Source organism: Amycolatopsis sp. NPDC054798 (assembly GCF_053611505.1).
This window is the reverse complement of the sequence record NZ_JBSHAM010000015.1, coordinates 115,039-138,520: the sequence shown is the minus strand read 5'-3', so window position 1 is coordinate 138,520 and position 23,482 is coordinate 115,039. Positions and strand designations below refer to the sequence as shown.

At 70.7% G+C, this 23,482-nt stretch carries 21 protein-coding genes; 9 read left to right on the top strand and 12 right to left on the bottom strand.

The genetic code is table 11. The features are described 5' to 3' along the window. Both ACWGIC_RS12965 and ACWGIC_RS12960 read right to left on the bottom strand, forming a co-directional pair. Window positions 1-794 (bottom strand): SDR family NAD(P)-dependent oxidoreductase (locus ACWGIC_RS12965; protein WP_452076093.1); only part of this gene is annotated, 794 nt, incomplete at its 3' end. A 14-nt stretch (window positions 795-808) separates the two neighbouring features. Continuing rightward, window positions 809-2,239, bottom strand: a complete 1,431-nt coding sequence (locus ACWGIC_RS12960) for an MFS transporter (protein ID WP_452076092.1) — start codon at window positions 2,237-2,239, stop codon at window positions 809-811. A gap of 52 nt (window positions 2,240-2,291) precedes the next feature. On the opposite strand from ACWGIC_RS12960, the gene ACWGIC_RS12955 reads away from it, so the two are divergent. Beyond that, window positions 2,292-3,056: a TetR/AcrR family transcriptional regulator gene (locus ACWGIC_RS12955; RefSeq protein WP_452076091.1), complete on the top strand. Its 765-nt coding sequence runs from the start codon at window positions 2,292-2,294 to the stop codon at window positions 3,054-3,056. Here the strand turns inward: ACWGIC_RS12955 and ACWGIC_RS12950 are convergent. The 5 genes from ACWGIC_RS12950 to ACWGIC_RS12930 all read right to left on the bottom strand — a co-directional run bounded on the left by ACWGIC_RS12950 (window position 2,995) and on the right by ACWGIC_RS12930 (window position 6,152). Continuing rightward, window positions 2,995-3,792, bottom strand: coding sequence for a sigma-70 family RNA polymerase sigma factor (locus tag ACWGIC_RS12950; RefSeq protein ID WP_452076090.1), 798 nt, complete (start codon window positions 3,790-3,792; stop codon window positions 2,995-2,997). The genes ACWGIC_RS12955 and ACWGIC_RS12950 overlap by 62 nt on opposite strands. A 212-nt stretch (window positions 3,793-4,004) precedes the next feature. After that, window positions 4,005-4,508, bottom strand: coding sequence for an SRPBCC family protein (locus ACWGIC_RS12945; RefSeq protein WP_452076089.1), 504 nt, complete (start codon window positions 4,506-4,508; stop codon window positions 4,005-4,007). Beyond that, entirely contained in the window at window positions 4,505-4,861 is a 357-nt protein-coding gene (locus ACWGIC_RS12940; protein WP_452076088.1) for a metalloregulator ArsR/SmtB family transcription factor, read from the bottom strand. The genes ACWGIC_RS12945 and ACWGIC_RS12940 overlap by 4 nt, the downstream gene beginning before the upstream one ends. A 41-nt stretch (window positions 4,862-4,902) precedes the next feature. Further along, a complete protein-coding gene (locus tag ACWGIC_RS12935) occupies window positions 4,903-5,265 on the bottom strand; it encodes a DUF5313 family protein (RefSeq protein WP_452076087.1) in 363 nt (120 codons plus the stop codon). A 20-nt stretch (window positions 5,266-5,285) separates the two neighbouring features. Then, entirely contained in the window at window positions 5,286-6,152 is an 867-nt protein-coding gene (locus tag ACWGIC_RS12930) for an RNA polymerase sigma-70 factor (protein ID WP_452076086.1), read from the bottom strand. A gap of 133 nt (window positions 6,153-6,285) precedes the next feature. Here ACWGIC_RS12930 and ACWGIC_RS12925 point away from each other — a divergent pair, with 133 nt between their 5' ends. Continuing rightward, complete coding sequence (locus ACWGIC_RS12925) at window positions 6,286-7,020, top strand: SDR family oxidoreductase (protein ID WP_452076085.1); 735 nt, start codon at window positions 6,286-6,288, stop codon at window positions 7,018-7,020. Window positions 7,021-7,092: 72 nt separating this feature from the next. On the opposite strand, the gene ACWGIC_RS12920 is transcribed toward ACWGIC_RS12925, so the two are convergent. Continuing rightward, the gene (locus tag ACWGIC_RS12920; RefSeq protein WP_452076084.1) at window positions 7,093-7,965 is read right to left on the bottom strand and encodes an alpha/beta fold hydrolase; all 873 of its coding nucleotides are present in this window, start codon (window positions 7,963-7,965) and stop codon (window positions 7,093-7,095) included. Window positions 7,966-8,027: 62 nt separating this feature from the next. Beyond that, the gene (locus tag ACWGIC_RS12915) at window positions 8,028-8,963 is read right to left on the bottom strand and encodes a LysR family transcriptional regulator (protein WP_452076083.1); all 936 of its coding nucleotides are present in this window, start codon (window positions 8,961-8,963) and stop codon (window positions 8,028-8,030) included. A 118-nt stretch (window positions 8,964-9,081) separates the two neighbouring features. On the opposite strand from ACWGIC_RS12915, the gene ACWGIC_RS12910 reads away from it, so the two are divergent. Together ACWGIC_RS12910 and ACWGIC_RS12905 are read left to right on the top strand one after the other, a co-directional pair. Next, the gene (locus ACWGIC_RS12910; RefSeq protein WP_452076082.1) at window positions 9,082-9,951 is read left to right on the top strand and encodes an alpha/beta fold hydrolase; all 870 of its coding nucleotides are present in this window, start codon (window positions 9,082-9,084) and stop codon (window positions 9,949-9,951) included. Beyond that, entirely contained in the window at window positions 9,948-11,351 is a 1,404-nt protein-coding gene (locus ACWGIC_RS12905) for an MFS transporter (RefSeq protein WP_452076081.1), read from the top strand. Before ACWGIC_RS12910 ends, ACWGIC_RS12905 begins: the two co-directional genes overlap by 4 nt. A gap of 77 nt (window positions 11,352-11,428) precedes the next feature. On the opposite strand, the gene ACWGIC_RS12900 is transcribed toward ACWGIC_RS12905, so the two are convergent. Together ACWGIC_RS12900 and ACWGIC_RS12895 are read right to left on the bottom strand one after the other, a co-directional pair. Continuing rightward, the gene (locus tag ACWGIC_RS12900) at window positions 11,429-11,980 is read right to left on the bottom strand and encodes an HAD family acid phosphatase (protein WP_452076080.1); all 552 of its coding nucleotides are present in this window, start codon (window positions 11,978-11,980) and stop codon (window positions 11,429-11,431) included. A gap of 206 nt (window positions 11,981-12,186) precedes the next feature. After that, window positions 12,187-13,101 carry an oxidoreductase gene (locus tag ACWGIC_RS12895; RefSeq protein WP_452076079.1) on the bottom strand — a complete coding sequence of 305 codons (915 nt, stop codon included), beginning with the start codon at window positions 13,099-13,101 and terminating at the stop codon, window positions 12,187-12,189. 102 nt (window positions 13,102-13,203) lie between these two features. On the opposite strand from ACWGIC_RS12895, the gene ACWGIC_RS12890 reads away from it, so the two are divergent. The 5 genes from ACWGIC_RS12890 to ACWGIC_RS12870 all read left to right on the top strand — a co-directional run bounded on the left by ACWGIC_RS12890 (window position 13,204) and on the right by ACWGIC_RS12870 (window position 21,945). Continuing rightward, window positions 13,204-14,391, top strand: coding sequence for an amidohydrolase (locus ACWGIC_RS12890; RefSeq protein ID WP_452076078.1), 1,188 nt, complete (start codon window positions 13,204-13,206; stop codon window positions 14,389-14,391). 86 nt (window positions 14,392-14,477) lie between these two features. Continuing rightward, window positions 14,478-15,833: a serine hydrolase domain-containing protein gene (locus tag ACWGIC_RS12885; RefSeq protein ID WP_452076077.1), complete on the top strand. Its 1,356-nt coding sequence runs from the start codon at window positions 14,478-14,480 to the stop codon at window positions 15,831-15,833. A gap of 60 nt (window positions 15,834-15,893) precedes the next feature. After that, a complete protein-coding gene (locus ACWGIC_RS12880; protein WP_452076076.1) occupies window positions 15,894-19,697 on the top strand; it encodes a protein kinase domain-containing protein in 3,804 nt (1,267 codons plus the stop codon). Then, a complete protein-coding gene (locus ACWGIC_RS12875; RefSeq protein WP_452076075.1) occupies window positions 19,694-20,974 on the top strand; it encodes a hypothetical protein in 1,281 nt (426 codons plus the stop codon). The genes ACWGIC_RS12880 and ACWGIC_RS12875 overlap by 4 nt, the downstream gene beginning before the upstream one ends. Further along, on the top strand, window positions 20,971-21,945 hold the full coding sequence (locus ACWGIC_RS12870) for an alpha/beta hydrolase (RefSeq protein ID WP_452076074.1): 975 nt from the start codon (window positions 20,971-20,973) through the stop codon (window positions 21,943-21,945). Before ACWGIC_RS12875 ends, ACWGIC_RS12870 begins: the two co-directional genes overlap by 4 nt. 39 nt (window positions 21,946-21,984) lie before the next feature. On the opposite strand, the gene ACWGIC_RS12865 is transcribed toward ACWGIC_RS12870, so the two are convergent. Continuing rightward, window positions 21,985-23,421 (bottom strand): aldehyde dehydrogenase family protein, encoded by a 1,437-nt coding sequence (locus ACWGIC_RS12865; RefSeq protein ID WP_452076073.1) that lies wholly within the window; start codon window positions 23,419-23,421, stop codon window positions 21,985-21,987. Window positions 23,422-23,482 lie beyond the last annotated feature (61 nt).

Below are 23,482 nucleotides of genomic sequence, written 5' to 3'. Positions count from 1 at the left end.
CGTAGCATGGGTTTGCCGGCGGGGGGCCCGGACCGCACATGGTCCGGGCCCGCGGTTTTTCCGGTTCCGGGCAGCAGCGACAGCAACGGCCGTCCGTCGCGGAAGAGTCCGCCGGTCGGTCCGCCGGGCGGCAGGGTCGCGGCCCACACCACGCCGCGGGCGCTTTCGAGCGCGGGGCGCGCGTCGTCCTCGTCGCCGCGTTCGGGATGCGTAGCGGTTTCTCCCGGATCGACGGCGTTGACGAGGATCGGCGTGTCCCGCAGCGCGGCGGCGAGCACGCCGGTGAGCGTGTTCAGCGCGTGCTTGGCGAAGGAATGCGCCGGGGCGCGCAAGCTCGCGCCGAGGTCGAGCCCGGTCGAGATCTGCAATGCGGAAACGCTGGAAACATTGACGATCCGGGCCGCCGGCGCGGCTTTCAGCAGCGGCAGCAACAGTTGTGTCAGCTGCCAGGGGCCGAGGACGTCGATGTCCAATGCGGACTGGACGGCGGACAGATCGGCGTCGAGCGCGGACAGCGTGGCGAAATCGACGGTGTCGCTGGCGTTGTTGACCAATACGTCGAGCTGGCCGAAGGCATCCGCGAGATGATCGGCGGCGGCCGTCATGGTGGCGAGGTCGGTGAGGTCGAGCCGCACCGCGGTGGCGTTCGGGAGTTGCGCGGCGAGGGTTTCCGCTCGCGCTGGGTCGCGGGCGGTGAGGACCACGTGATAGTCCTGTTCGGACAGGAGCCGGGCGATCGCGAAGCCGAGTCCGACGGCGCGGCTGGTTCCGGTGATCAGAGCGGTTTTCGGCACGGCGATTTCTCCGGTCAGTGGGAGGAATGTTTCGGCAGGAATCCGACGAGGGCCAGTGCCCCGAGGTACAAAACGGCGCAGAGACTGAAAACCAGTTCCGCGGCAGGGATCCAGGACGGTGCGGCGGCCGGGCCGACGCGGGCGAAGAACACGGTGCCGAGCGCGGCGACACCGATGGCTCCGGCGAATTGCTGGGCGGCGTTGAGCATTCCGGAACCGCTGCCGACCTCTTCGGGCGTCGCGTCGCCGAGGATGAAATCGAAGAGCGGAATAAACAACAGCCCGGAACCGGCTCCGGTGACGAACAACGCGGGGGCGAGCTGCCAGAGGGTGATCGCGGCACCCCAATGCGCGAGGGACCACCACAGGGCGAGCAAGCCGACGACCGCGATGGCCAGTCCTAAGTGGAGCGAAGTGCGGCCGAGTTTCGCGGCGAGCACCGCGCCGGACAACAGGGTCGCGATGGCCGTGCCCGCGGCCCAGGGGAGCAGAGCGAAGCCGGACTGCAGCGGCGTCCAGCCGAGACCGGACTGCAGCAGAAGGTTCACCACGAGCACGAATCCGCTGAGCGAGGCGTAGAAGCCGCCGGTGATCAGCAGGCCGAACACGAAGCCGCGCTTGGAAAACAGCGAAGGCGCGATGACGGGGTGGGAGCTGCGGCGTTCGGACCACGCGAACAAGCCGAAAGCGACCACCCCGGCGGCCATCAGCACGTACGTCCACACGGGCCAGCCGAGGTCGCGGCCTTGGATGAGCGGCACGATGAGCAGCGCTGACGCGGCGGTGAGCAGGCCGACGCCGCGCAGGTCGAGGCGGGCGCTGCGGTCCTCGCCGCTGTGCCGCGGCAGCACGCGCAGGCCGAGCAGCCCGGCGAGGACGCCGAACGGGACGTTGATCAGGAAAATCGAGCGCCATTCGCTGCCGAACAGATTCAGGTGCAGCAGCCAGCCGGCGAGAATCGGGCCGGCGACGGTCGCCAGTCCCATGATCGGGCCGAACGGCATCAGGGCTTTGCGCAATTGTTCGGGCGGGAAGACGACCTTCACCAGCGCGATGCCCTGCGGGATCATCGTCGCGCCGAACAGTCCCTGGAACACGCGGGCCCCGATCAGGAACCCCGCGCTGGGCGCGAGCCCGCAGGCCAGCGACGCGAGGGTGAAGCCGGTCATGCCGAGCAGGAACAGCCTGCGGCGGCCGAGCAGGTCGCCGAGGCGGCCGGACGTCACCAGGCCGAGCGCGAACGCCGCGGTGTAGGCCGAAAGCACCCATTGCAGGGTCATCGGGCCGCCGCCGAGATCGGCGCGGATCGAGGGGCCGGCGAGAGCGGCGACGCTGGTGTCGATGAGGTCCATCAGGTCGGCGATCACCACGACCGCCAGCACCAGCCACGCCTGGACCAGCGGAAGCGGCGCCACACGCTGGGACGAACTAAGTTCAGTAGTCACGAACTAAGTTCTAAATGACGAACTAAGTTCGTGTCAAGCTATAGTGACCGGCATGCCCGCTGCCCCCCGAGAGCGCCGCGCCGCCCGGCACGCGTCCGCCAACGCCGAGGCCGCGCCGAAACCGCGGAAAGAACCCATCACCGTCGACCGGATCACCGACGCCGCGCTGCAGGTCGTCGCCACTGAGGGCTACGACGCGCTGACCGTCCGCCGGGTCACCGCCGTGCTGGGCACGGGGCCGTCGTCGCTTTACGCGCACATCGTCAACAAAGAGGATCTCGACGATCTGCTCATCGGCAGGCTCTGCGCGCAGATCGAACTGCCCGAACCGGACCCGGAGACGTGGCAGCAGCAGCTCCTGGACGTCTACGGCCAGATCCGCGACCTGTACCTGAAGTACCCCGGCGTGTCCCGTGCCGCGCTGGCGATGGTTCCGACGCACCTGGAAACGCTGCGGGTCGGGGAGGGGATCCTGGCGATTCTGCTGGCCGGCGGGATCGAACCGCAGACCGCCGCGTGGGTGCGGGATTCACTGACGCTCTACGTCACCGCCTACGCCTGGGAACGGTCGCTTGTCCGGCAACGGCAGCAGCACGGCGGCGAGTGGGTGCTCAGTCGCGAGGACCTGATCGACCGGTTCACCGGGCTGCCGGAGGAGAAATTCCCGCACACCCGGCAGTACGCGGCGGAGCTGACGTCCGGCTCCGGGCACGACCGGTTCGCCTTCACCGTCAACCTGATGACGCGAAACCTGGCTAGCGGGGCTCCGGGATCGCCGGATCGCCACAGCCCGCCATCCGGGGCAGCTCGCGGTTGACCTCGGCCAGTTCGGCGGCGACCGCGTGGCACGGTTCGCACACGGCGAGGTGCCCGGCGAGAACCCCGGCCCGGCGGGCGGGCAGCGTGCCGCGCAGCCACGCGCCCATCCGGCGGCGGACTTCCTGGCACTGCGGCAATTTCGCGTCCGGCACCTGGACTTGCAGGTACGCCTGCCGCAGCCCTTCGCGGGCGCGGCGGGCGAGCACCGCGACGCCGTTCGGCGAGACACCCAGCACCGGCGCGAGTTCGGCCGGGGTGTCGCCTTCGGCGGACATCCGCCACAGCACTGTCCGCCAGCGTCCGGGCAGGGTCCGGTAGGCCGACCAGACGAGCCGGTCTTCCGAGCGCATGACTGCGAGTTCGTCAGCGCCGCCGTCCAGGGTTACGGGTTCCGGAACTGTCGCGTAGAGATCGATACGATTTTCGTGGCGACTCCAGCGCGCGAAGAGATTTCTCATCGTGGCCACGAGGTACGCCGGGGCGTTCGACTCCGGGCCGCCGCCTGCCGCGACGGTGCTGAGCACGCGCGCGAAGGCTTCGGCGACCAGATCGTCGCGTTCGGCCTGCTGGCGCACCAAACCTGCGGCGACGCGGCGCATCAACGTGACGTGCCGCCGGAACAATTCCCCGCCGGCCTGGCAATCCCCGGCGCGCACGGCGGCGAGGAGTTCGGCATCGGTGCGCTCGTCCTCCCGCGCATCGGTGACCAGAGTGCTGTCCAGTGTCGCGTCCACCGTGCACCTCCCACCGGAGCGGCCCACACTTCGTCACGCGGGACTACTGAAAGTAACTGGTACAGCAGTGTACTCCATATGACGGTGAGGAACGGGCAGTCGGCCGCGCGATTCGGCGCCGGCGTCCGGGATCAGCCGAACGGGGAAGTCTCGGCCGTTCAAGGACATTTCGTTCGGCCGCCGACTGTCCGAAGTGGACTATTGACGGCCGGTCAGGAGACCTTTCCGGCCAATTCGGTGAAATAGGGCGTCATCGCCGGGTGATAGTCCGCGAAGTCCGGCTTCGGGGTGCCCTCGAAGGAAGCGGTGAGCAGGTCGAGGTAGTACTCCCAGCCCGGCCCGGCGTCCGGGATCTTGTCCGCGGAGTCCAGGTGGTGCACCAGCAGGAGTTCCGTTGCCGCGCCTTGGGACTCCAGGCGCAATTCCATCCGCCAGGCCCCGGATTCGTCGGTGGACGAAACAGCCAGCCGGCGCGGCGGCTCGCAGGCGTCGATGCGGAGGTCCATCCAGGGTTCCTCCTCCTCGAACACCATCTGGACGCGAATCATCCGACCGGGCGCCCCGTCGCCCTCCCAGGGGCCGAACCAGCGCGCGGTCCGTTCCGGTTCGGTGATCGCGGCCCACACGTCGTCGATCGGCGCGCGGAAAGTACGCGGCAGAACGAGATCGATGGTGTCGGCGAGACGGTGGGCTCTGGCGGTGGGCACGGGTTTCACGCGGTGTGTTCCTCTCCGGAAGCGGGGTCCCGGCGGCGTTCGCGACGGGTGCGGTGGACCTCGGTCTCCAGCGCGTCGAGCCGCTGCTGCCAAGCGGGCGGGGCGACGAGCCGGGTGAGCCAGGCGGTGAGTTCGGCGAAGCCTTGCGGGTCGAGCGTGTAAAACCGTTGCCTGCCTACGAGTTCGTCGCGCACCAGCCCGCTTTCCCGCAGCACGCGCAGATGACGCGACACCGCCGGGCGGCTGATCTCGAAGCGCGCGGCGATCTCCCCGGCGGGCAGCCGCTGTCGCTGCAGCAGGGCCAGGATGTCCCGCCGCACGGGGTCGGCGATCGCGTTGGCGACCAGGTCCACGGCAGAAGCGTAACCCAGTGGTTACGCTTCCGGCAAGCGGCTCACGGCCAGGTCGAGGCGCCGCCGCGGCGTTTGCGGACCGCTTTCCCGGTGCCGCGCGGGAAACCGTGCTTGGCGAGCCGGACCTCGGCGAGTTCGTCGGCGCTGGTGACGGTGAGGAACAGGCTCAGCAGCAGGCTGATCAGCAGCGCGGCGACGATCATCCCGGCGGGCATCGGCGTGACCAGGCTGAGGACGACGTAGCCCGCGATCAGCCAGGGCAGCGCCTCGACGAAGATCCGGAACGCGAAGCGCAGCACCCAGGTTTTCGCGGTCGCGTCGTGCAGCACCCATTCGCGGTACTCGTCCGGGAGTACCCCGCCGTAGACGTAGTGCAGCCAGCGCACCGGTCCGGGACGCTTCATGCCCGGCGGGTACCCCGCGTTCAGGCGGCGTACGCGCCGAGCTTGGCCGGATTCATCAGCCAGAACAGCCGGTCGATGCCCTCGGCCGAGGCGGACGCGGTCAGCACCGCGATCACCTCGCCGCTGTGGCTCACCACCGCCGCGGGCTGGCCGTTGACGTCGCTCCACGCCACCTCGGTGCCGGGCCAGAACCGGTCGGCGAACGCGCGCACGTACTTCGCCACGGTGACCGCGCCGACCACCGGGATGCGGGTTGCGCGGACCACGCCGCCGCCGTCGGAGTAGCTGACCACGTCCTCGGCGAGCAGTTTCTCCAGCGTCGCCAGGTCCCCGGTGCGCGCGGCGTCCACGAACGCGGCGAGCAGCCGCCGCTGTTCCGCCGGTTCGACCGGCGTCCGGCGTTCCGCGGCGAGGTGCTTGCGCGCCCGGCTGACCAGCTGGCGCGCGCTCACCTCGGTGGTCTGCACGATGTCGGCGATCTGGTGGTAGGGATAGTCGAACGCCTCGCGCAGCACGTACGCCGCCCGTTCCGTCGGCGGCAGCTTCTCCAGCAAGAACAGCACCGCGACCTCAAGCGCGGCCGCGCGTTCGGCGCCCAGCTGCGGGTCGGCGGAGGTGTCGATGGGCTCGGGCAGCCACGGGCCGACGTAGGTTTCGTGCCGGACGCGCGCGGTCTGGCTCGCGGTGATCGCCAGCCGGGTCGTGGTGGTGGCCAGGAACGCGCCCGGGTTGCGGACGGCCGAGCGGTCGCAGGTCTGCCAGCGCAGCCAGACGTCCTGCAGGAGGTCCTCGGCGTCGGCGACGCTGCCGAGCATCCGGTAGGCGATCCCGAACAGCCGCGGCCGGACCTGCGCGAACACCGAGGCGGCCTCGGCGATTTCCTCCATCAGCGGCGCGTTCCTTCCTGCTCCATCGGGCCTTCGCGAGCTTAGCGGGCAGGGGTGTCACAAATCGGCGCGCTGTCCGGTCATGACTGGCGACGCCGCGGGCGACCGCCGCGGCGGAACGGAGGGAACGAGCATGAAGATCGTCGTCATCGGCGGGACCGGGCGGATCGGTTCGCAGGTCGTGCAGCTGCTGGAGGGGCACGAGGTGGTGGCTGCCGCGCCGAGCACCGGCGTGAACACCTTGACCGGCGAAGGGCTGTCCGACGTGCTGCGGGGCGCCGACGTGCTGGTAGACGTGTCGAACTCGCCGTCGTTCGCGGACGACGACGTGATGGAGTTCTTCCAGCGCTCGACCGGGAATCTGGTCGAGGCCGCGCGCGAAGCCGGGGTCGGCCATTTCGTCGCGCTGTCCGTCGTGGGTGCCGACGAGCTGCCGGATTCCGGATACCTGCGGGCGAAGGTCGCGCAGGAGAAGCTGATCCGGGAAAGCGGACTGGCCTACACGATCGTGCGCGCGACGCAGTTCCTGGAGTTCGCCGTCGCGATCGCGGACACCTCGACGGTCGACGGCGTGGTGCGGCTTTCCGACGGCGGCACGCAGCCGATCGCGGCGGAGGACGTCGCGGTGGCGGTCGCGCGGGCCGCGGCAGAACCGCCGGCCGGCGGGATCGTCGAGATCGGCGGCCCGGACGTGCTGCCGATGGACGAGTGGATCCGGCGGGTCCTGGCCGCGCGGGAGGACCCGCGCGAGGTGGTGACCGACCCGGCCGCGAAGTACTTCGGAACCGTGCTGGGCAAGGACAGCCTGGTGCCGGCGGAAGGCTCCTGGCGGGGGAAGGTCGGGCTGGCGGAGTGGCTGAGCCGGTGACGCGGCTGTCTGCTGGTACTTCGCGAGCAGGCCGGTAGCGGCGCGAGCGGGTGGTGGCCGGGCTTCGGGAGGTCAGCGGGCCTGCTTCAGAAAAGCCTCGACGGCGGCCACGACCTCGCCGGGTGCTTCTTCCGGAACGTAGTGGCCGCCGGGGACGGCATGACCGGTGACTGCGGCCGGAGCGGCGTGATGTTCCTGCCAGACGCTTACCACGTCGCTCCCGCCGAGGCCGCCTTCGCGACCCCACAGGAGCAGCAGCGGGGCCTGCACCCGCAGCCCGCTGGCGTGATCCGCCTCGTCGCGTTCGAGATCGGCCGAGAAGCCGGTCCGGTAGTCCTCGAAAGAGGCTCGCAGCCGCGCCGGGTCGCTGAACGCCTCGACGTAATGCTCGAAGGTTTCCTCGTCGACAGCACCGGATTCGCGGACCCTGGCGAAGAAATGACCGAGATACGCCTTGACATTCCCGCCGACCAGGGTCGCGGCCAGCTCCGGGTTCCGGTGGAAGAACCAGTGCCACATCGTGCTCGCCGACTCCCGGTCGAACGAGTTCATGACCACCCTCGTGGGCAGGATGTCCAGCAGCGCCAGCGCTTTGACGTCCGACGGGCGGTCGAGCGCCCAGCGATGCGCGACCCTGGCTCCGCGGTCGTGCCCGATCACCGCCGCCGACTCGAACCCCAGGTGGTGGATCAGGCCGCTCAGATCCGCGGCGGCGGCCCGCTTGCTGTAGTCCCCGGACCGGGCGAGGCCCGAGGCGCCGTAACCGCGCAAATCCGGGGCGACGACGGTGCGGCCCTCGGCGAGCGGCTCGATCACGTGGCGCCAGCACGCGTTCGTCTGCGGCCAGCCGTGCACCAAGACGACCAGTTCCGGCCCGTCGCCTTCGATGCGGTAAGCCAGTTCGACGTCGTCGAGGCGCACCGACTCGAGCGTGTCCCTGGGCATAGTTCTCCCTTGCGGTCGTTGAATGTTCCTGTCTCCACAGTGGACTCGCCGGTCAGGAGACGTCACGCACCGGTGGCAGCCGGGTGCCGGGCGAGCAGGTCGTCGAGCCGGGTGCCGACCTCCGCGCAGTTCTGCCGCACCACGGAAAGAAATGCCGCGAGAACCGGCGAGGAATCGGCTGCCCGGAACGACATCTGCAGATCCGGCAGCCGGAAGCGGGGTTCGACGTCGCAGAACCGGATGTCGCCGCGGGCGATCAGGCGCATCCGGTCCGGGCCGAGCCCGACCCCCGCACCGCAGGCGGCGAGCCCGGCGATCGTGTGGACGTCGCGCGCCAGTGTGGCGTCGTCGAGGGCCGCGGGATCGTGCTCGAACACCGGTCGCAGATAAGAACCGGCGGCGTCCGCGCTGACCACGAGCGGTTCGCGCGCCAGCTGCCCGGCCTCGACGGACCGCTGCCCGGCGAAGGGATGTTCCGCCGAGACCACGGCCACCAGGTGATCCGCGCCGATGGGGACCGTCACCAGGTCTTCTGCCCCGACGCCGCGCGGGCTGCCGCGCCCCACCGCGACGTCGAGTTCCCCGGCGAGCAGGGCCGCCGACGCGGTCGGCGTGTCCAGCTCCTGGAGGGTCATCCGCACGTCCGGACGGGTCCGCCGGAACCGGCCGAGCACGCCCGGCAGCGGGTCGAGCAGCGCGGACCCGATGAACCCGAGCCGCAGCCTTCCGGTCTCCCCGCGCGCCGCGCGGCCCGCGTCAACCCTCGCCAGGCTCATTTCAGCGAGTGCGCTGCTCGCCCTGGCGAGGAAGGCTTTCCCCGCTGCGGTAGGGAAAACGCCGTGCGAGGTGCGGTCGAAGAGGCGTTCGCCGACTTCGCGTTCGAGCGCGGCGATCTGCGTCGACAGCGGAGGCTGGGCGATCCCGAGCGACGCGGCGGCGCGGCCGAAATGCTGATGCTCGGCGAGCGCCAGAGCGTAGCGAAGATGACGGGCTTCCACCCGGCCACGATACGTGAAAAGTATGACGGGGGCGTTCGTCAGAGATGAGAGTAGATAACTGGGCGGAGCTGCGGTGACCTGATGAGGTCCGCGATCGACGCTTCCGAAGGGCCCTGGAATGACCCGTCCGTCCTCGTCCGAGACCGTTCTGCTGCTGGTGCACGGCGCCTGGCACGGTGCCCTGCACTGGAGTCCGGCCCAGCGTGCGCTGGGCCGCCACGGCCTCGCCAGCATCGCCGTCGACCTGCCCGGCAGCGGGCTCGGCGCGCCCGTTCCCAGCGGGTACTTCCAGCCCGGCCAGCCGGGGCTGGCCACCGAGAAGTCGGCGCTGTGCGACCTCACCTTGCAGGACGGCGCCGACGTCGTGCTCGACGCGCTGGTCAGCGCTCGCACCCGCTACCGGAATGTGGTGCTGGTCGCGCACAGCGCCGCGGGTTCGGTGGTGTCGGCCGCCGCGGAACAGGCTCCCGAACTGGTCGACCGCCTCGTGTACTTGTCCTCGTTCGTGCCCGCGGGCCGGCCGCGGTTCGCCGACTACATCGAAGCCGAGGAGAACGCCGGCGCCGTTCAGGTCCCGCCGATCGGCGACCCGGCCGAGCTGGGCGCGATCCGGATCAATCCGCTTTCTCCCGACCAGGCGGTCACCGAGGTCATCCGCCGGGCGTTCCTGAACGACCTCCCCGCGGACGCTCCGGACTCGTGGCGGCAGTTCCTGCACCCGGATCACCCGTTCTCGCACTTCGTCACGCCGGTTCCGCTCTCGGCGGAGCGCTGGGGGCGGCTCCCGCGCACCTACGTCCGGCTGACCGGCGACCTCGCCCTGCCGCTAGCGACCCAGGACCTGATGATCTCCGAGGCCGACCAGGTGACGCCGGACAATCCGTTCCAGGTGCGTTCCCTGCCGGGCGGCCATTCGCCGTTCGTGGTCCGGCCGGCTGAGCTGGCGACGATGTTCGCTGGCATCGCCTTGCAGCGGCCCGCTCGATGACCACGGTGCGTTCCCCGGCCCGGCGGCTGGTCCTGCCGGTCATCCTCTCCGGCACGTTCGTCCAGCTGTTCAGCGTCACCGTGATGCAGGTGGGCGTGGTCGACGTCCAGCGGGATCTCGGCGCCGGGGCAGGAGAGAGCCAACTGGTTCTCGCCGGCTACACCCTCGCCTACGCCTGCTCGCTGATCGTCGCGGCCCGGCTGGGCGACAAGTACGGCTACCGGAAGATGTTCGTCGCGGGGATGGCGTTGTTCACCGCCGCCTCGATCGGGGCCGCCGCGGCGCCGGAAGCGTGGGTGCTGATCGCCGGGCGACTGGTGCAGGGATTCGGCAGCGGGCTGATGGCGCCGCAGATCCTCTCGATCATCCAGTCCGCGGTGCCCCGGGAGCGCCGTGCCGCCGCGCTGAGCGCGTTCGGCGCGACCATGGCCGCGGCCTCGCTCGCGGGCCCGGTGCTCGGCGGGGTGCTCATCCAGCTCGACCCGCTGGGCCTTGGCTGGCGGGCGGCGATGCTGCTGACGGTTCCCGTCGGTATCGCCGCGCTCATGCTTTCGCCCGCACTGCCGCCCGATCAGGCCAGACCCGCGGCGCAGCGCGTCGACCGCACGGGGGCGACGCTGAGCCTGCTGGGCTTGGCCCTGCTGGTCTTTCCCCTGACGACCGGGCGCGACGCAGGCTGGCCGTGGTGGACCTGGCTGAGCCTGGCGCTGGCGATGGCGGTGCTCGCCGGATTCGCGGTTTCCCAGCGCCAGGCGGCACACCCGCTCGTCCATCCGTCCGCCTTGGCCGAACCGGCGACGCGCTGGGGGCTGGCCATCGTCCTGGTGTTCAACGCCGGAGTGCCGTCCTTCACGCTGCTGCTCTCGATGCACCTGCAGGGCGCGCAGGGCTGGAGTCCGCTTCAGACCGGGCTCGGCATCACCCCGTACGCCATCGGGGCGCTGGCCGGGAGCGGGATCGCGAACAGCCTTGGCCGGCGCTTCGGCCCGCGGGCGCTGGCGGCGTCCTCGCTGACGCTGGCCTTGGTGTCGCTGGCCGTCCCGGTGACGATCGACGACCAGAACCTGTTGTGGGGGTACTGGCTCGCGCTTTCCCTTGGCGGCGTGGGTTTCGGGGTCTTCACCGCTTCGGCGTTCGCCCAGATCATCGCCAGAGTCCGCCCCGAGGCCGCGACGTCGGTATCGGGTCTGCTCCCGACGGCGCAGCAACTGGGCGGAACACTGGGCGTCACGTTCGCGGGCATCGTTTACGCGGTGCCCGCCGCGAATTCCGGGCAGGCGCTGTGGCACGCGATGACCTACGAGGCAGTGGTTTTCGCACTGGCCGCCGCCTTCGCGGCCGGGCTGACCGGCCGCGCGACTCGAAAAGTACCGGCACGACACGGCTCGGCGACCTGCTGAACGCGCCGCCGAGTGTTTCGGGCAGGGACGATTCGCTCGCGCGGCTTGTTCAGCGTCGTGGCGAGTGTCGTGGTGGCTTACGAAAGCTGGCCGTCGTAGTCCGGCAGCTTGAAGCCCTTTTCGTAGTTTCCGCCCTCGAGGTCGGTGGAGCGGTTGCCGATGTTCGCCGTGATCGTGTAGCCCTGCCGGGTCAGGTCGGCGCGGCAGCGCTGCTTGCCCTTCACGGTGCTCTCGCCGGACTTGCGGGTGCAGATCGCGTCGATCGGATAACCCGCCTCGCTCAGCTGCGTGCGCGCGGAGGAGGAACTGGTCCGCGCCGTCACGAACAGGACGGACACGTGGTGCTCGCCCGCCCACTGGGCGACCGCGAGCACCGGCCGGTTCGGCTCGCCGGGGTTGTATTCGGTCTCCAGCGAGGTGTTGTCGATGTCCAGCACGATCGCCAGCCCGGACCCGCCCTGCGCGACGCGGTCGGTCAGCCACGGAATGGCCGGGTCGACGGCTTCGCGCACGTCGGCCTGCCAGCGGTCGTAGCTGGGCAGTTCGGACACCGCCGCCGAGGCGGTGACCGGCGCGGCGATGAGCCCGGCGACGGCGAGAATCGCGGCGAAGGCGCTCTTGACGTTCATTGGCGCGTTTTCTCCTTTAGCGTGGCGGAAACTGCCGGTGGCCACGCTAATCGCGCCGCGCGCTTTTCTGCACCTTCGTTCGTCGGTCAATCAAGCGGGAGGGATTCGCTGTCTGTTCACCGGAAACCGAGTTCGTGTTTTCCGCGGCGATTCGGGATGCTGGCTGTGCGCCCCCGCGATCGCGCGGCCAGCATCCCGATTTGCCGTTATCCGGCGATCGTGTCCAATTCCGCCAACGCGTCCGCGGGCAGTTCCAGATCGCCCGCGGCCACGTTCTCCCGCAGGTGCGCGACCGACGACGTGCCGGGGATCAGCAGGATGTTCGGCGACTGGTGCAGCAGCCAGGCCAGCGCGATCGCCTTCGGGCTGGCGCCGAGGCGGGCGGCGACGGCGTCGAGGGTCGAGGACTGCACCGGGTCGAACCCGCCGAGCGGCCAGAACGGGACGTAGGAAATGCCTTGCGCGGCAAGGGATTCAATCAGCTTCTCGTCCCCGCGGTGCGCGACGTTGTACCAGTTCTGCACGGTGACCACCGGCGCGATCGACTGCGCTTCGGCCACCTGGTCGGCGTCGACCACGCTCACGCCGAGTTCCTTGATCTTGCCTTCCTGGCGCATTTCGGCGAGCGCTCCGAAGGGTTCGGCCAGCGAACCCGGCACCGGCGAGTGTCCGTCCGGCCCGCCGCCGACGCGGAGGTTCACCACGTCCAGGGCCTCGACACCGAGATTGCGCAGGTTCGACTCGACCTGTTCGCGCAGCTGCTCGGGCGAACGCTCGTGGATCCAGCCGCCGGAGTCGTCTCGCACCGCGCCCACCTTGGTGACGATCTGCAATCCGTCGTAGGGCGCGAGCGCTTCGCGGAGGAGTTCGTTCGTCACGTACGGCCCGTAGAAGTCAGCGGTGTCGATGTGGTTCACGCCCAGCTCCACGGCCGTGCGGAGCACCGCGAGCGCCTCGTCGCGGTCGTTCGGCGGCCCGAAGACGCCGGGTCCGGCCAGCTGCATCGCGCCGTATCCCAGGCGGGCGACGGTGTGCCCGGCCAACGGGAACGTCCCGCCGGGGAGGTTGTCGGTCAATGTTCTGCCTTTCTTTCCCGCCGCGCCGTCGCGGCTGTCGTCCATGGTGCTGCCGCGGGCGGGACGCGGCCAGTACCCCCTCGGTCCTGGGAGTGTCAGGGCCAGGCTCGCGGGACCAGGCTCGGGGATTTTTGGTATACCATTAGCATGGCTTCTCTCACTGTGACCGGCGTGCGCCCGTGGGGCGGCGAGCCGGCCGACCTCGTCCTCGACGGCGACCGCGTCTCCGACGTCCGCCCCGCCGGTTCGGCCCCGGTCGAGGGCGAACGGATCGACGGCGCCGGGCTGCTCGCGCTGCCCGGGTTCGTCAACTCGCACGCACACGTCGACAAGAGCTGGTGGGGCAAGCCGTGGGTCTCCTACGGCGGCGTCGCGACCACCGAAGGCCGCATCGAACACGAGCGCGCCGAGCGGGACGCGCTGGGGATCCCGAGCGTCGAGACCGCCGAGACGGTGCTGCGCGAGTTCCTGCGGCACGGCACCACCGCGGCGCGCAGCCACGTGGACGTCGACCTGGGGCTCGGCCTGCGCGGCATCGAAATCGTGCGGGAAGCCGCGCGGCGGCTGGGCGGTGCGGTGGAGGTCGAGATCGTGGCCTTCCCGCAGGACGGCGTGCTGCGCCGGCCTGGGGTGCTCAAGCTGCTCGACGAGGCCGCGGCGGCGGGCGCGGGCTGGATCGGCGGCCTCGACCCGGCGGGCATCGACCGCGACCCGGTCGGCCAGCTCGACGGGCTGTTCGAGATCGCCGAACGGCGCGGCGTCGGCCTCGACATCCACCTGCACGACGGCGGCGAGCTGGGCGCTTTCCAGTACGAGCTGATCGCCGACCGGACGGTGCGCACCGGTTTGCAGGGCAAGGTCACCGTGTCGCACGGTTTCGCGCTCGGCGAGGTTCCCCCGGCGCGGCAGGCGGCGTTGCTCGACCGGATCGCCGAGGCGGGCATCTCGCTCGCGACCGTCGCGCCGGTGCGGACGGCCCCGCTGCCGTGGACCGGGCTGTCCGCGCGCGAGGTCCCGGTTGGCCTCGGCACGGACGGAATCCGCGACCTGTGGTCCCCGTACGGCGACGGGGACATTCTGCGGATCGCGCTCGGTTTCGCCCGTTTGCACGGGCTGCGGACGGACGCGGACCTGACGGCGGCGGTGGAGCTGGCGACGCGGCGGGCAGCGTCGTTCGTGAGCCGGGAGCGGCATGATCTGGCACCAGGCTGCCGGGCGGATGCGGTGTTGGTGGCGGCGGAGAATGTGCCGGACGCGTTGGTGCGGGTGCCGGAGCGGGCGATGGTGATCGCGGGCGGCCGGGTGGTCGCTCGGGACGGGGAAGTGCTGATCTGAGGGGTTCGTCCGGCGTTCCAGGCCATCGCGGGTTTTTCGTGGGCTGAGACGAACTTTCCGCCTCGGCGCGGCGCTACCTTCCCGGGATGGACAAGCTCGACGCTCTCCGCAGGCGGCTGGAGCAGGAACTTCCCGCGCTGCTGGAACACCACCGGGTCCCCGCCGCCGTGCTCGCGGTGGCCGTCGGCGAGGAGACGGCCACCGCGGCCGCCGGGGTGCTGAACCTCGGCACCGGGGTCGCCGCCACCGTTGATTCGGTATTCCAAATCGGCTCGATCGCCAAGGTCTGGACGGCCACCCTCGTCCTGCAGCTCGTGGACGAGGGCCGGGTCGACCTCGACGCACCGATCCGCCGGTATCTCCCCGAACTGAACCTGGGCGACGCGGCCGTCACCGTGCGGCAGCTGCTCAGCCACACCGCCGGATTCGAGGGCGACCTCTTCACCGACACCGGTCCCGGCGACGACGCGGTGGAGAAGTTCGTCGCGACGCTCGACGGCGTCGCCCAGCTTTTCCCTCCCGGGGAGTTGTTCTCTTACAACAATGCCGGGTACGTCGTCCTCGGTCGGCTGGTGGAAGTGTTGCGCGGCAAGCATTACGAGGACTGCCTTCGCGAGCACCTCGCCGTTCCGCTGAAACTCCAGCACTTCTCGCCGAACGCGAACGACGCGATCCGCTTCCGCGCCGCGATCGGGCATCTCGAACCCGAACCGGGCGCCGGTCTCGTGCCCGCGCCGTTCTGGTCGATGCTGCGGTCCAACGGCCCGGCCGGGTCGTCGCTCGCGATGTCCGCGGCGGATCTGCTCGCCTTCGGCCGCATGCACCTCGCGGGCGGGGCTGGAGTGCTGAGCGCGAAGAGCGCCGCGGCGATGCTGCAGCGGCAGGTCACCCTCCCGCCGCTCGGCATCATGGGCGACGCCTGGGGGCTCGGCTGGGAGCTGTTCGACACCCCGGGCGGGCAAGTGTTCGGCCACGACGGCAACACCATCGGCCAGGCGGCGTTCCTGCGGCTGGTGCCCGAAAGCGATCTCGTGGTGGCGTTGCTGACCAACGGCGGCGACGCGACGAGCCTGTACGCCGAACTCGTTCCGGCGCTGCTCAAGGAATTCGGCGGGGTCGAAGTGTCGCTGCCGCCGCGTCCGCCTGCCGAGCCGGAGCCGTTCGCCGCGGACCGCTATCTCGGCACGTACGCCAGCACAGTCGCCGATCTCGTGGTTTCCCAGGACGACGACGGCCGGGTCTGGCTGGAGCAACGTCCTAAAGGGACAGCCGCGGAGCTGAGCGCCGCCAGCAAATCCGAACTGGTCCTGCTCGAAGGCGACACGCTGATCCTTCGCGAGGCACAGGGCGGGGTCCACCTGCCTCTGGTCTTCCTCGGCGACGACGGCGACGGCCGCGCGCGATACGTCCATTCGGGGAGGGCGATCCGTCGCGCCGGGTGACCGGACGGCTTTGCCCGAACGGAACGATCCGGCGGCTTTCCCCGGGTAAGGTTTTACCTCGTGGCCGCTGATCTGGGGTGGAATACGGGGCAGACGCGCATTCGCGCCGCCGACGGCCGCCTCCTCGGCGCCGGAGTGCTGATCGGCGGCCGGTACGTGCTGACCTGCTCCCGGGCGGCCCGCGGCGAAACCGCCTTCCGGGTCGAATCGGCCGGTCTCGCGGCGCTGGCCGCGCTGGTCCCGCCGCTCGCGGGCGGGCGCGGCGACCTGGCGCTGCTCGAACTGGACACCCCGGTGCCGCACGGCGCCACGCTGCGACGCGAGGTCGGAGCCGGGCGGGAAGTCCGGATCCACAGTCTTCCGCTCCGTCTCGGCTACGGCATCTGGGTGCGCGCCGTCATGGGGGAGCCGGACGGCGAGCGGGTGCCGCTGACCCTGGCGGAGGGCCGCGCCGACCCGGACCTGTCCGGCTGCCCGGTTTTTGACCGCGCCACCGGGCGGCTGCTCGGCATCGTGGTGGTCGACAGCGAAGTGCGGCTGGTTCCCGCGGACACCGTGCTGGCGTACTTCCCCCAGCTGCGCGAATGGGTGACCGACGATTCGGCGATCGAGGAGCGGCTGGACGAACTCCTCGTCCGCACCGGTGCGCTGCCGCTGCCGGACACCGGCGACCTGCGGGTCTCGCTGCCGAAAGCGGCTCCGCCGGACCCGTTCGACGCCGTGCTGTCCGACGCGGCACTGCCGGAGCGGCACCGGTTCTGCGGGGAATGCGGCAATCCGGTGGGCCGCGGCGAGGCCGGGCGGCCGGGCCGCGTGCGCGGTTACTGCGTGCATTGCGGCACGCCGTTCGTCTTTCTGCCGACGCTGGAGCCGGGCACGGTCGTCGCCGGCCGGTACGCGGTGCTTGGCTGTCTGGCGCACGGCGGGTTCAGCTGGATCTACCTCGCCCGCGACGAGGCCGACAACGGCCGGTTCGTGGTGCTCAAGGGCCTGATCGGCGAACGCGACCGCGGCGAGGCGCTGGCCGCCGCGCAAGCCGCTGTCGTCCCGCAGCTGCTGGAACTGGACCATCCGCACGTCGTCCGCACCCTCGCGCACGTCGAGCATCCGGATCCGGAAACCGGCAGGCTCACCGGGTATCAGGTGATGGAGTATGTCCGCGGGATTTCGCTGCGGACGGTGCTCCGGCGCGCGAAGCGGCTGCGCCCGGAACACGTCGCCGCGTACGGGTTGCAGCTGCTCGACGCGATCGGTTACCTGCACGAACGGGGTTTGCTGTACGTCGATCTGAAGCCGGACAACGTGCTGCAGGACGGCGACCGGATCACCCTGGTCGACCTCGGTTCGGTGCGCCGGGAGGACGACCGGGAAAGCGCGGTCGTCGGCACCCCGGGCTACCAGCCGCCGCAGTCCGAGCTGAGCCGCGAGGGCCTCACCGTCCGCTCGGATCTCTATTCGATCGGCCGCACCCTGGCAGAGCTGCTGCGCGCTTGCCCGGGTCCCGACGGCGGACTTGGCCGCGAAATGCTGCAGGCGCTGATCGACCGGGCGACCGCGGACTACGCCGATCGGTTCGCCACCGCCGGCGACATGGCCGAACAGCTGCGCGGAGTGCTGCGGCAGCTCCTCAGCCTGCGCACCCGCGTGCCGCGTCCGGCTGTGTCCCAGGTGTTCCGCGTTCCGGCCGAACTCGCTGCGGCGGGACTCGGCGTGCCTGAATGGAGGGCGTGGGGAGACGAACCTCCGCTGCGTGCCGACGAGGTGCCGAAGTACTACGACGTGGCGAGTGCTTTGCCTTTCGTGCTCCCGGCCGCGCGCGAGGAGGTCGAGCGGGCCTGGCACTTCGCTCTCGACGCGCTGGACCGCGGAGGGGTCGAGGCCGCGGAAGAGCAGGTCCGGAAGTGCGCGCGGCTGGTGTCAGGCGAACTGGCACCGTTGCTGGCACTGGGTTTGTGCGCGGAAGCGCGGGGTGCTCGCGGGGCGGCGGAGCGGTACTACGAGGCGGTGTGGGCGCGCGACCGGGAGGTGGTCGCGGCGGCGTTCGGGCTCGCCCGGACCCGGCTCGCGCTGGGAGATCGCGTAGGCGCGGCCGCGGTGCTGGACGAGGTGCCCGCGGCCAGCCGGGAACTGGGCCCGGAGTCCGGTACGGCGGCGCGGGCCGGTGCGGTGCGCGCGCTCGCCGCGGCCGGGCCGGGCGATTCGCTGCCCAGCCTGGACGAAGCCGCCGCTGCCTGGTCGCGGCTCGGCGAGCTGGACCTGGACGAGGACGAACAGGACCGGCTCACCGCCGTGGTCGGGGAAACGCTGCTGCGGCTGGCGGCCGAACAACCCGCGGCCGCTGCCGCCCGGTTGCCTGACCTGCGCGCGGTGAAGCACGACCTCGCGCAGATCTACTGGACGCATTCGCAACGGGCGTGGCCGGGGTTGCGGGAACATTCCGGCCGGGTGCGCAACGCCAAGGTGCCGGAACCGGTCTCGGCGTCGCGGCCGAAAGTCGTGGTGCACCATGCCGGTTACCTGCCATCGCGCACCTCCAGCACCACTGTGAAGGTCGCGATCACCGCCGGTTCCGATGGTTCGCTGCGGCTGTTCGTGCGAGAAGCGCCCGGTTGCGTGCTGTACAGCGTCAGCCAGCTGGCCCCGGCGGGAAGGCCGCTGCCGCTGCCGACGCGGGGAGTCAGCGACTCGGTGCTCGATCTCGGGCAATGGGCGGCGGGCGAAACCCGGGAATACGCCCTGAGTTTGCTGGTGCCGTCGAAAATGGCGCTCGAACAGGACACTCAGCTGGTCGCGATGTGGGCGCACCAGGAATCGGCGCAATCGGAGGCGGAAACCGTTGACGTGCGGTTGACGGACGATCCAGTCGAGCTGACCCGGCCGCCGGTCGGCCGCCACCGAGGTCTCGCGGCCGCGGTCGACGCCGCGCTTTCCGCGTACGGCAACGGGAATCTGGGCGCCGCGATGGACGCACTGGGCTCGGCGGTGGTTTTGGCGGCCGCGCAGGGAAACGAGGCGGTGCTGAACCGGTTGCGGTTGCTGGTGGACATTGTGGACGCGGAGAGCGGGCTGGTCAGCCTCCGCGGGCCGCTCCCCGAGGAAGACCTTCTTTCGGAGCGGATTTCGGTGCCGCTGCGGGAAAGCGGGCCGGTCTCGTCGGCGGCGATAGCGGTGCCTGCCGAGGAGGACTACGAGGTGCTGGATTCGGCGCGGTACGACTCGGCTGTTTACGGTGCGGTGCTCAGTGCGCGGGTCGATTCGCGCCGCGTGGATTCCCGCCGGGCGGATTCCCGTCGCGTGGACTCCAGGCGGGTCGATTCTCGGCGGGCCGACTCCCGTCGCGTGGATTCTCGTCGAGTGGATTCGCGGCCCGCTACCTGGCGTACCGGCCGGGTCGGTTATCCGGTGCGGCGCGAGCAGGTGGATCCGGGGCCGGACCCGTTCGACCTCCAGCGCGTGATCCGGGCGGGACTGCGGAGGTCTGCTGCGAGACCGCCGGATGACACCCCCGACACCTCACCGCCGGGGCCGGGGCTGCTGGCGGCGACCGTCGAATGCCGGTCCGACGATCCGGTGGTCGCCGGGAAGGCGGTGCGGGTCGCGGTTTCGGTGCGGCGCAAGGAACCCTCGGCGGCGCCGGCGGGCGTGGTGCGGGTCCGGGTGCTGCTCGACGCCGCGCCCGCCGCGGCGGAACCGATGTCGCGGATCGGCTGGATCACCGGCGACCGGCTGCGCGATCCGGCGGAGTTCGACGTCGTCCCGGCCGCGCCGGGGCCGCTGCGGCTGGTGTTCCGGATCTACCGCGAGCACGACGCCCAGCTGCTCCTGGAAATCGCGGCCGCGCTGCCGGTGGAGGAGCCGTCGTGACCCGTCAGCTGAACGCCGAGGTGACCGTCGACAACACCGCCGGGCTGAGCCGCGTCGCGGTGCCGCCGTACAACCGGGCGCGGACGGTGAACCTGCGGTTCCTCGAATTCCCCGGTGTGCCAGGGCTTCTCGTGCAAGCGTGGGGCAGCGCGTTCCCGGAGGACGGCGGCGGCGGGTACCAGGGCCGGATCGCGCACAGCCTCGGCGAGCTGAACTCCCGGATCGACATCCTCCGCGAAACGTGGCAGCGGCACATCGTGGACCTCGCCGAGCGGACCGAACGCGGTCCGCGCCGGCATCCGTTCGCCGACGGCTGGGACCTGTCGGAACGGCCGGAACTGTTGCGGCGGGCCGGCTTTGCGCTCGCCGACGCGGGCCACCTGATGTACCGGCTGCTGTTCGCCGGCCCGGACCGCGGGCTGCGGCGCATCCGGTCGCTGCTGGAACTCGCGCTCGCCGAGGGCGAGAACGTGCTCAGCATCGAATCGGACAGCCTGATCGTGCCGTGGGGCATGCTGTACACCTCGCCGCGGCAGCCGGACGAGTACCCGGACGACGAAAACTGGTCGCTCGCCGGGTTTTGGGGCTACCGGCACGTCGTGGAGCACACCTTCTCCCGGGTCGACGACTTCGACGCGCGGATCACCGTGGACGGCGGCAAACCGGTCGTCGGGCTCAATGTCGATCACGGGGTGGACCGGCAGTTCCCGGACACGCCCTACATCGCGCCGGTGGTCGATTTCTTCCACGGCCGGGCGGAAGTCGTGCTGCGGCCGGACAAGAAAACGCTGGCCGCGCATTTCCGCAGCCGTGATTTCGCCGACCACGTCACGTATTTCGGCTGCCACGGCAAGGTGAGCGGATCCGGCGGCCTGGTCGAACAGCCGTACCTGAAGCTCGGCGACGGCGAACGGATCTACGGCACCGACCTGATCGCGTGGCTGGCGGAAGCGCCGCTGCCGACGCGGCCGTTCGTGTACGTCGGGGCGTGCCAGGGCGGGCAAGTGACGTCGGCGTTCTACTCCGCGTTCGGCAAAGCCTTGCTGGGCAACGGCGGTCGCTGCCTGATCGGCCCGCAGATCGATCTGCCGCCCGCGTTCGCGCGCGAGTATTCGCAGCGGTTGTTCACCGAATTCATCGATTCGGGCGCGAAACTGGGCGACATCGTGCGTTCGCTGGCGCGCTCGTTCGCCGACGACCACCACAATCCGCTCGGGCTGATGTTTTCGCTGTACCGCGGGATCGACGTGCATCTGTGGCAGGAAGGACGACCGTGACCGGACCGGTGATCCTCGACCTCGACGAGCACGGCGAATTCGTGGACCCGGAGACCGGGCGGCCGGTGCCCGCCGAGGCGACGCCTCGGTTTCTGGCCCGGTGGCTGGAGGTTCCGGCGGAGGCCACCGACATCGTCGTGTTCGTGCACGGCTGGCAGAACAACCGGGAGACCGCGGACCGGCGGGCCCGGCAGTTCTTCACGCTGCTCGAAGAGCGCTATGCGGCTGGGTCTTACGAAGGACTCGGTGCGTGGCAAGGGTTTTACGTGATGGTGCGCTGGCCGTCGATGAGCAACCCGTTCCTGACCGGCTACCGGCGGATCCGCGACCGTGCGCACAAGATGACCACCGACGGACGGGCCGCGGAAGCGCTCGGGCAGCTGCTCGGCTATCTGAACGCGGAACGCCAGTTGCCCGGCAGCGCACCGAGTTTGCGGACCGTCACCGGCCAGTACCTGCACTGCGTCGGCCATTCCTTCGGCGGCCGGTTCGTCGTGGAAGCGGTGCAGGCAGCCGCGGGGGACGGCCCGCCGGTCCTCGGCTGGGACCGCGCCGACCCGCGCTATCCGTTCACTGTGGACACTCTGCTGGTGTTCCAGATGGCCGCCCGGCCGGACATCTTCGCCGGCCGTTTCGCCCCGGTGTTGCGCGACGCCCCGATCAACGGGCCGATCGTGCTGACCCGTTCCCGTGCCGACCGGGCGACCGGGCTGTGGCACCGGCTGGCCGAAGGCGTGCGGGGGATCGGGAACGTCGGGGTGGAAACCCCGGCCGGGGACGTCGCGACCACCGTGCTGCACAAGGTGGAAGCGGAGTACTCACGGTCCGAAATGGACTGGAGGATCGTCAACGTCGAGTCGGGATGGCGGTTCCGGCGCGGGCGGTGGTGGAATCCAGCCGGGGCGCATTCGGACATCTGGTACCCGGAGTCGGCGCATTTGCTGCTGTCGCTGGCCGAACTGGCTCGCTGACCGGGGCCCGGCAGACCGGCTGCCAGGCCCCGACGGCGTTCAGTAGCCGTAGTGCAGCCAGACCGCCTTGGTCTCGGTGTACGCGTCGAGCGCCCACGGACCCATCTCGCGACCCCAGCCCGACGCCTTGTACCCGCCCCACGGCGCGGCCATGTCCGGGATCGGCGGCATGTTCACGAACACCGCACCCGCGCGGATTCCGTCCGCATACCGTTGCGCAGTACGGATGTCTCGGGTCCACACAGTCGCAGCGAGGCCGTACTGCGTGTCGTTCGCGCGCGCGACCAGCTCGTCCGGGTCGTCGTACGGCGTCACCGCCAGCACCGGGCCGAAGATCTCCTCGCGCATGATCGTCATGGTGTCCGTGACGCCCGCGAACAGCGTCGGCTGGTAGAAGTAGCCTTCGCGGTCGACTTCCGAGCCGCCGGTGATCAGGTCCGCGCCTTCGGAGCGGCCGGTCGCGACGAGGTTCGCCACGTGCCTGCGGTGCTTGTCCGACACCAGCGGCCCGACCTGCGTCGTCTCGTCCAAACCGGGTCCGACCTGCAGGCCCGCCAGCCCGGCGGCCATTTTCTCGACGAACTCCTGCTCGCGCTTGCGGTCGACGTAGAACCGCGTGTACGCCGCGCAGACCTGACCGGTGTTCAGCGTCGCACCGGCGAGGTTGCCCGCGACGGCGGCGTCCAGGTCGGCGTCCGCGGCGATGATGCTCGGGGCCTTGCCGCCGAGTTCGAGCGTCAGCCGCTTGAGGTTGGACTCCGCGCTCGCCGCGGTGATCAGCTTCCCGACCGCGGTGGAGCCGGTGTAGGAGACGTGGTCGACGTCGTGGTGCGCGCTCAGCATCGCGCCCACCGGGCCGTCGCCGGTCACCAGGTTGACCACGCCCGCTGGAATACCAGCCCGCTCGGTCAGCTGTACCAGCCGGATGCTGGTCAGCGGCGTGACCTCGCTCGGCTTGATCACCACGGTGTTGCCGGTGGCGAGCGCCGGCGCGAGCTTCCAGACGAGGATCATCAGCGGGAAGTTCCACGGCGTGATCAGCGCGTTCACCCCGACCGGCTCGCGCCGGGTGTAGTGCAGGGTGTCCGGGAACGAAACCGGGTTCGTGGTGCCCTGGATTTTCGTGACCCAGCCGGCGAAATAGCGCAGGTGCTCGGCCGCGCCGGTGACGCTCACCTGCCGGGAGATGCCGATCGGCTGGCCCTGGTCGCGGGTTTCGAGCGCGGCGAGTTCCTCGTGGTGCTCGTCGACGAGGTCGGCGAGGCGGAACAGCAGCTTCGCCCGCTGCACCGGCGCGAGCCCGGCCCACTCCGGCGAGGTCAGCGCGCGGCGGGCGGCGGCGACCGCGGCGTCCACGTCGGCTCGCGTCGCCGTCCCGACGTCTTCGAGAACCGTGCCGGTGGCCGGGTCGCGGGTCGGGATGGGCTCCCCGCCGGCCTCGGTCCACTGACCGTCGATGAACAGGCGTGTCGCCATGGTGCTCCCTAGTCCCGATCTTCTGGTCGCTCCCGAGTATCGGCGCGCGGCGGGCGGGCGG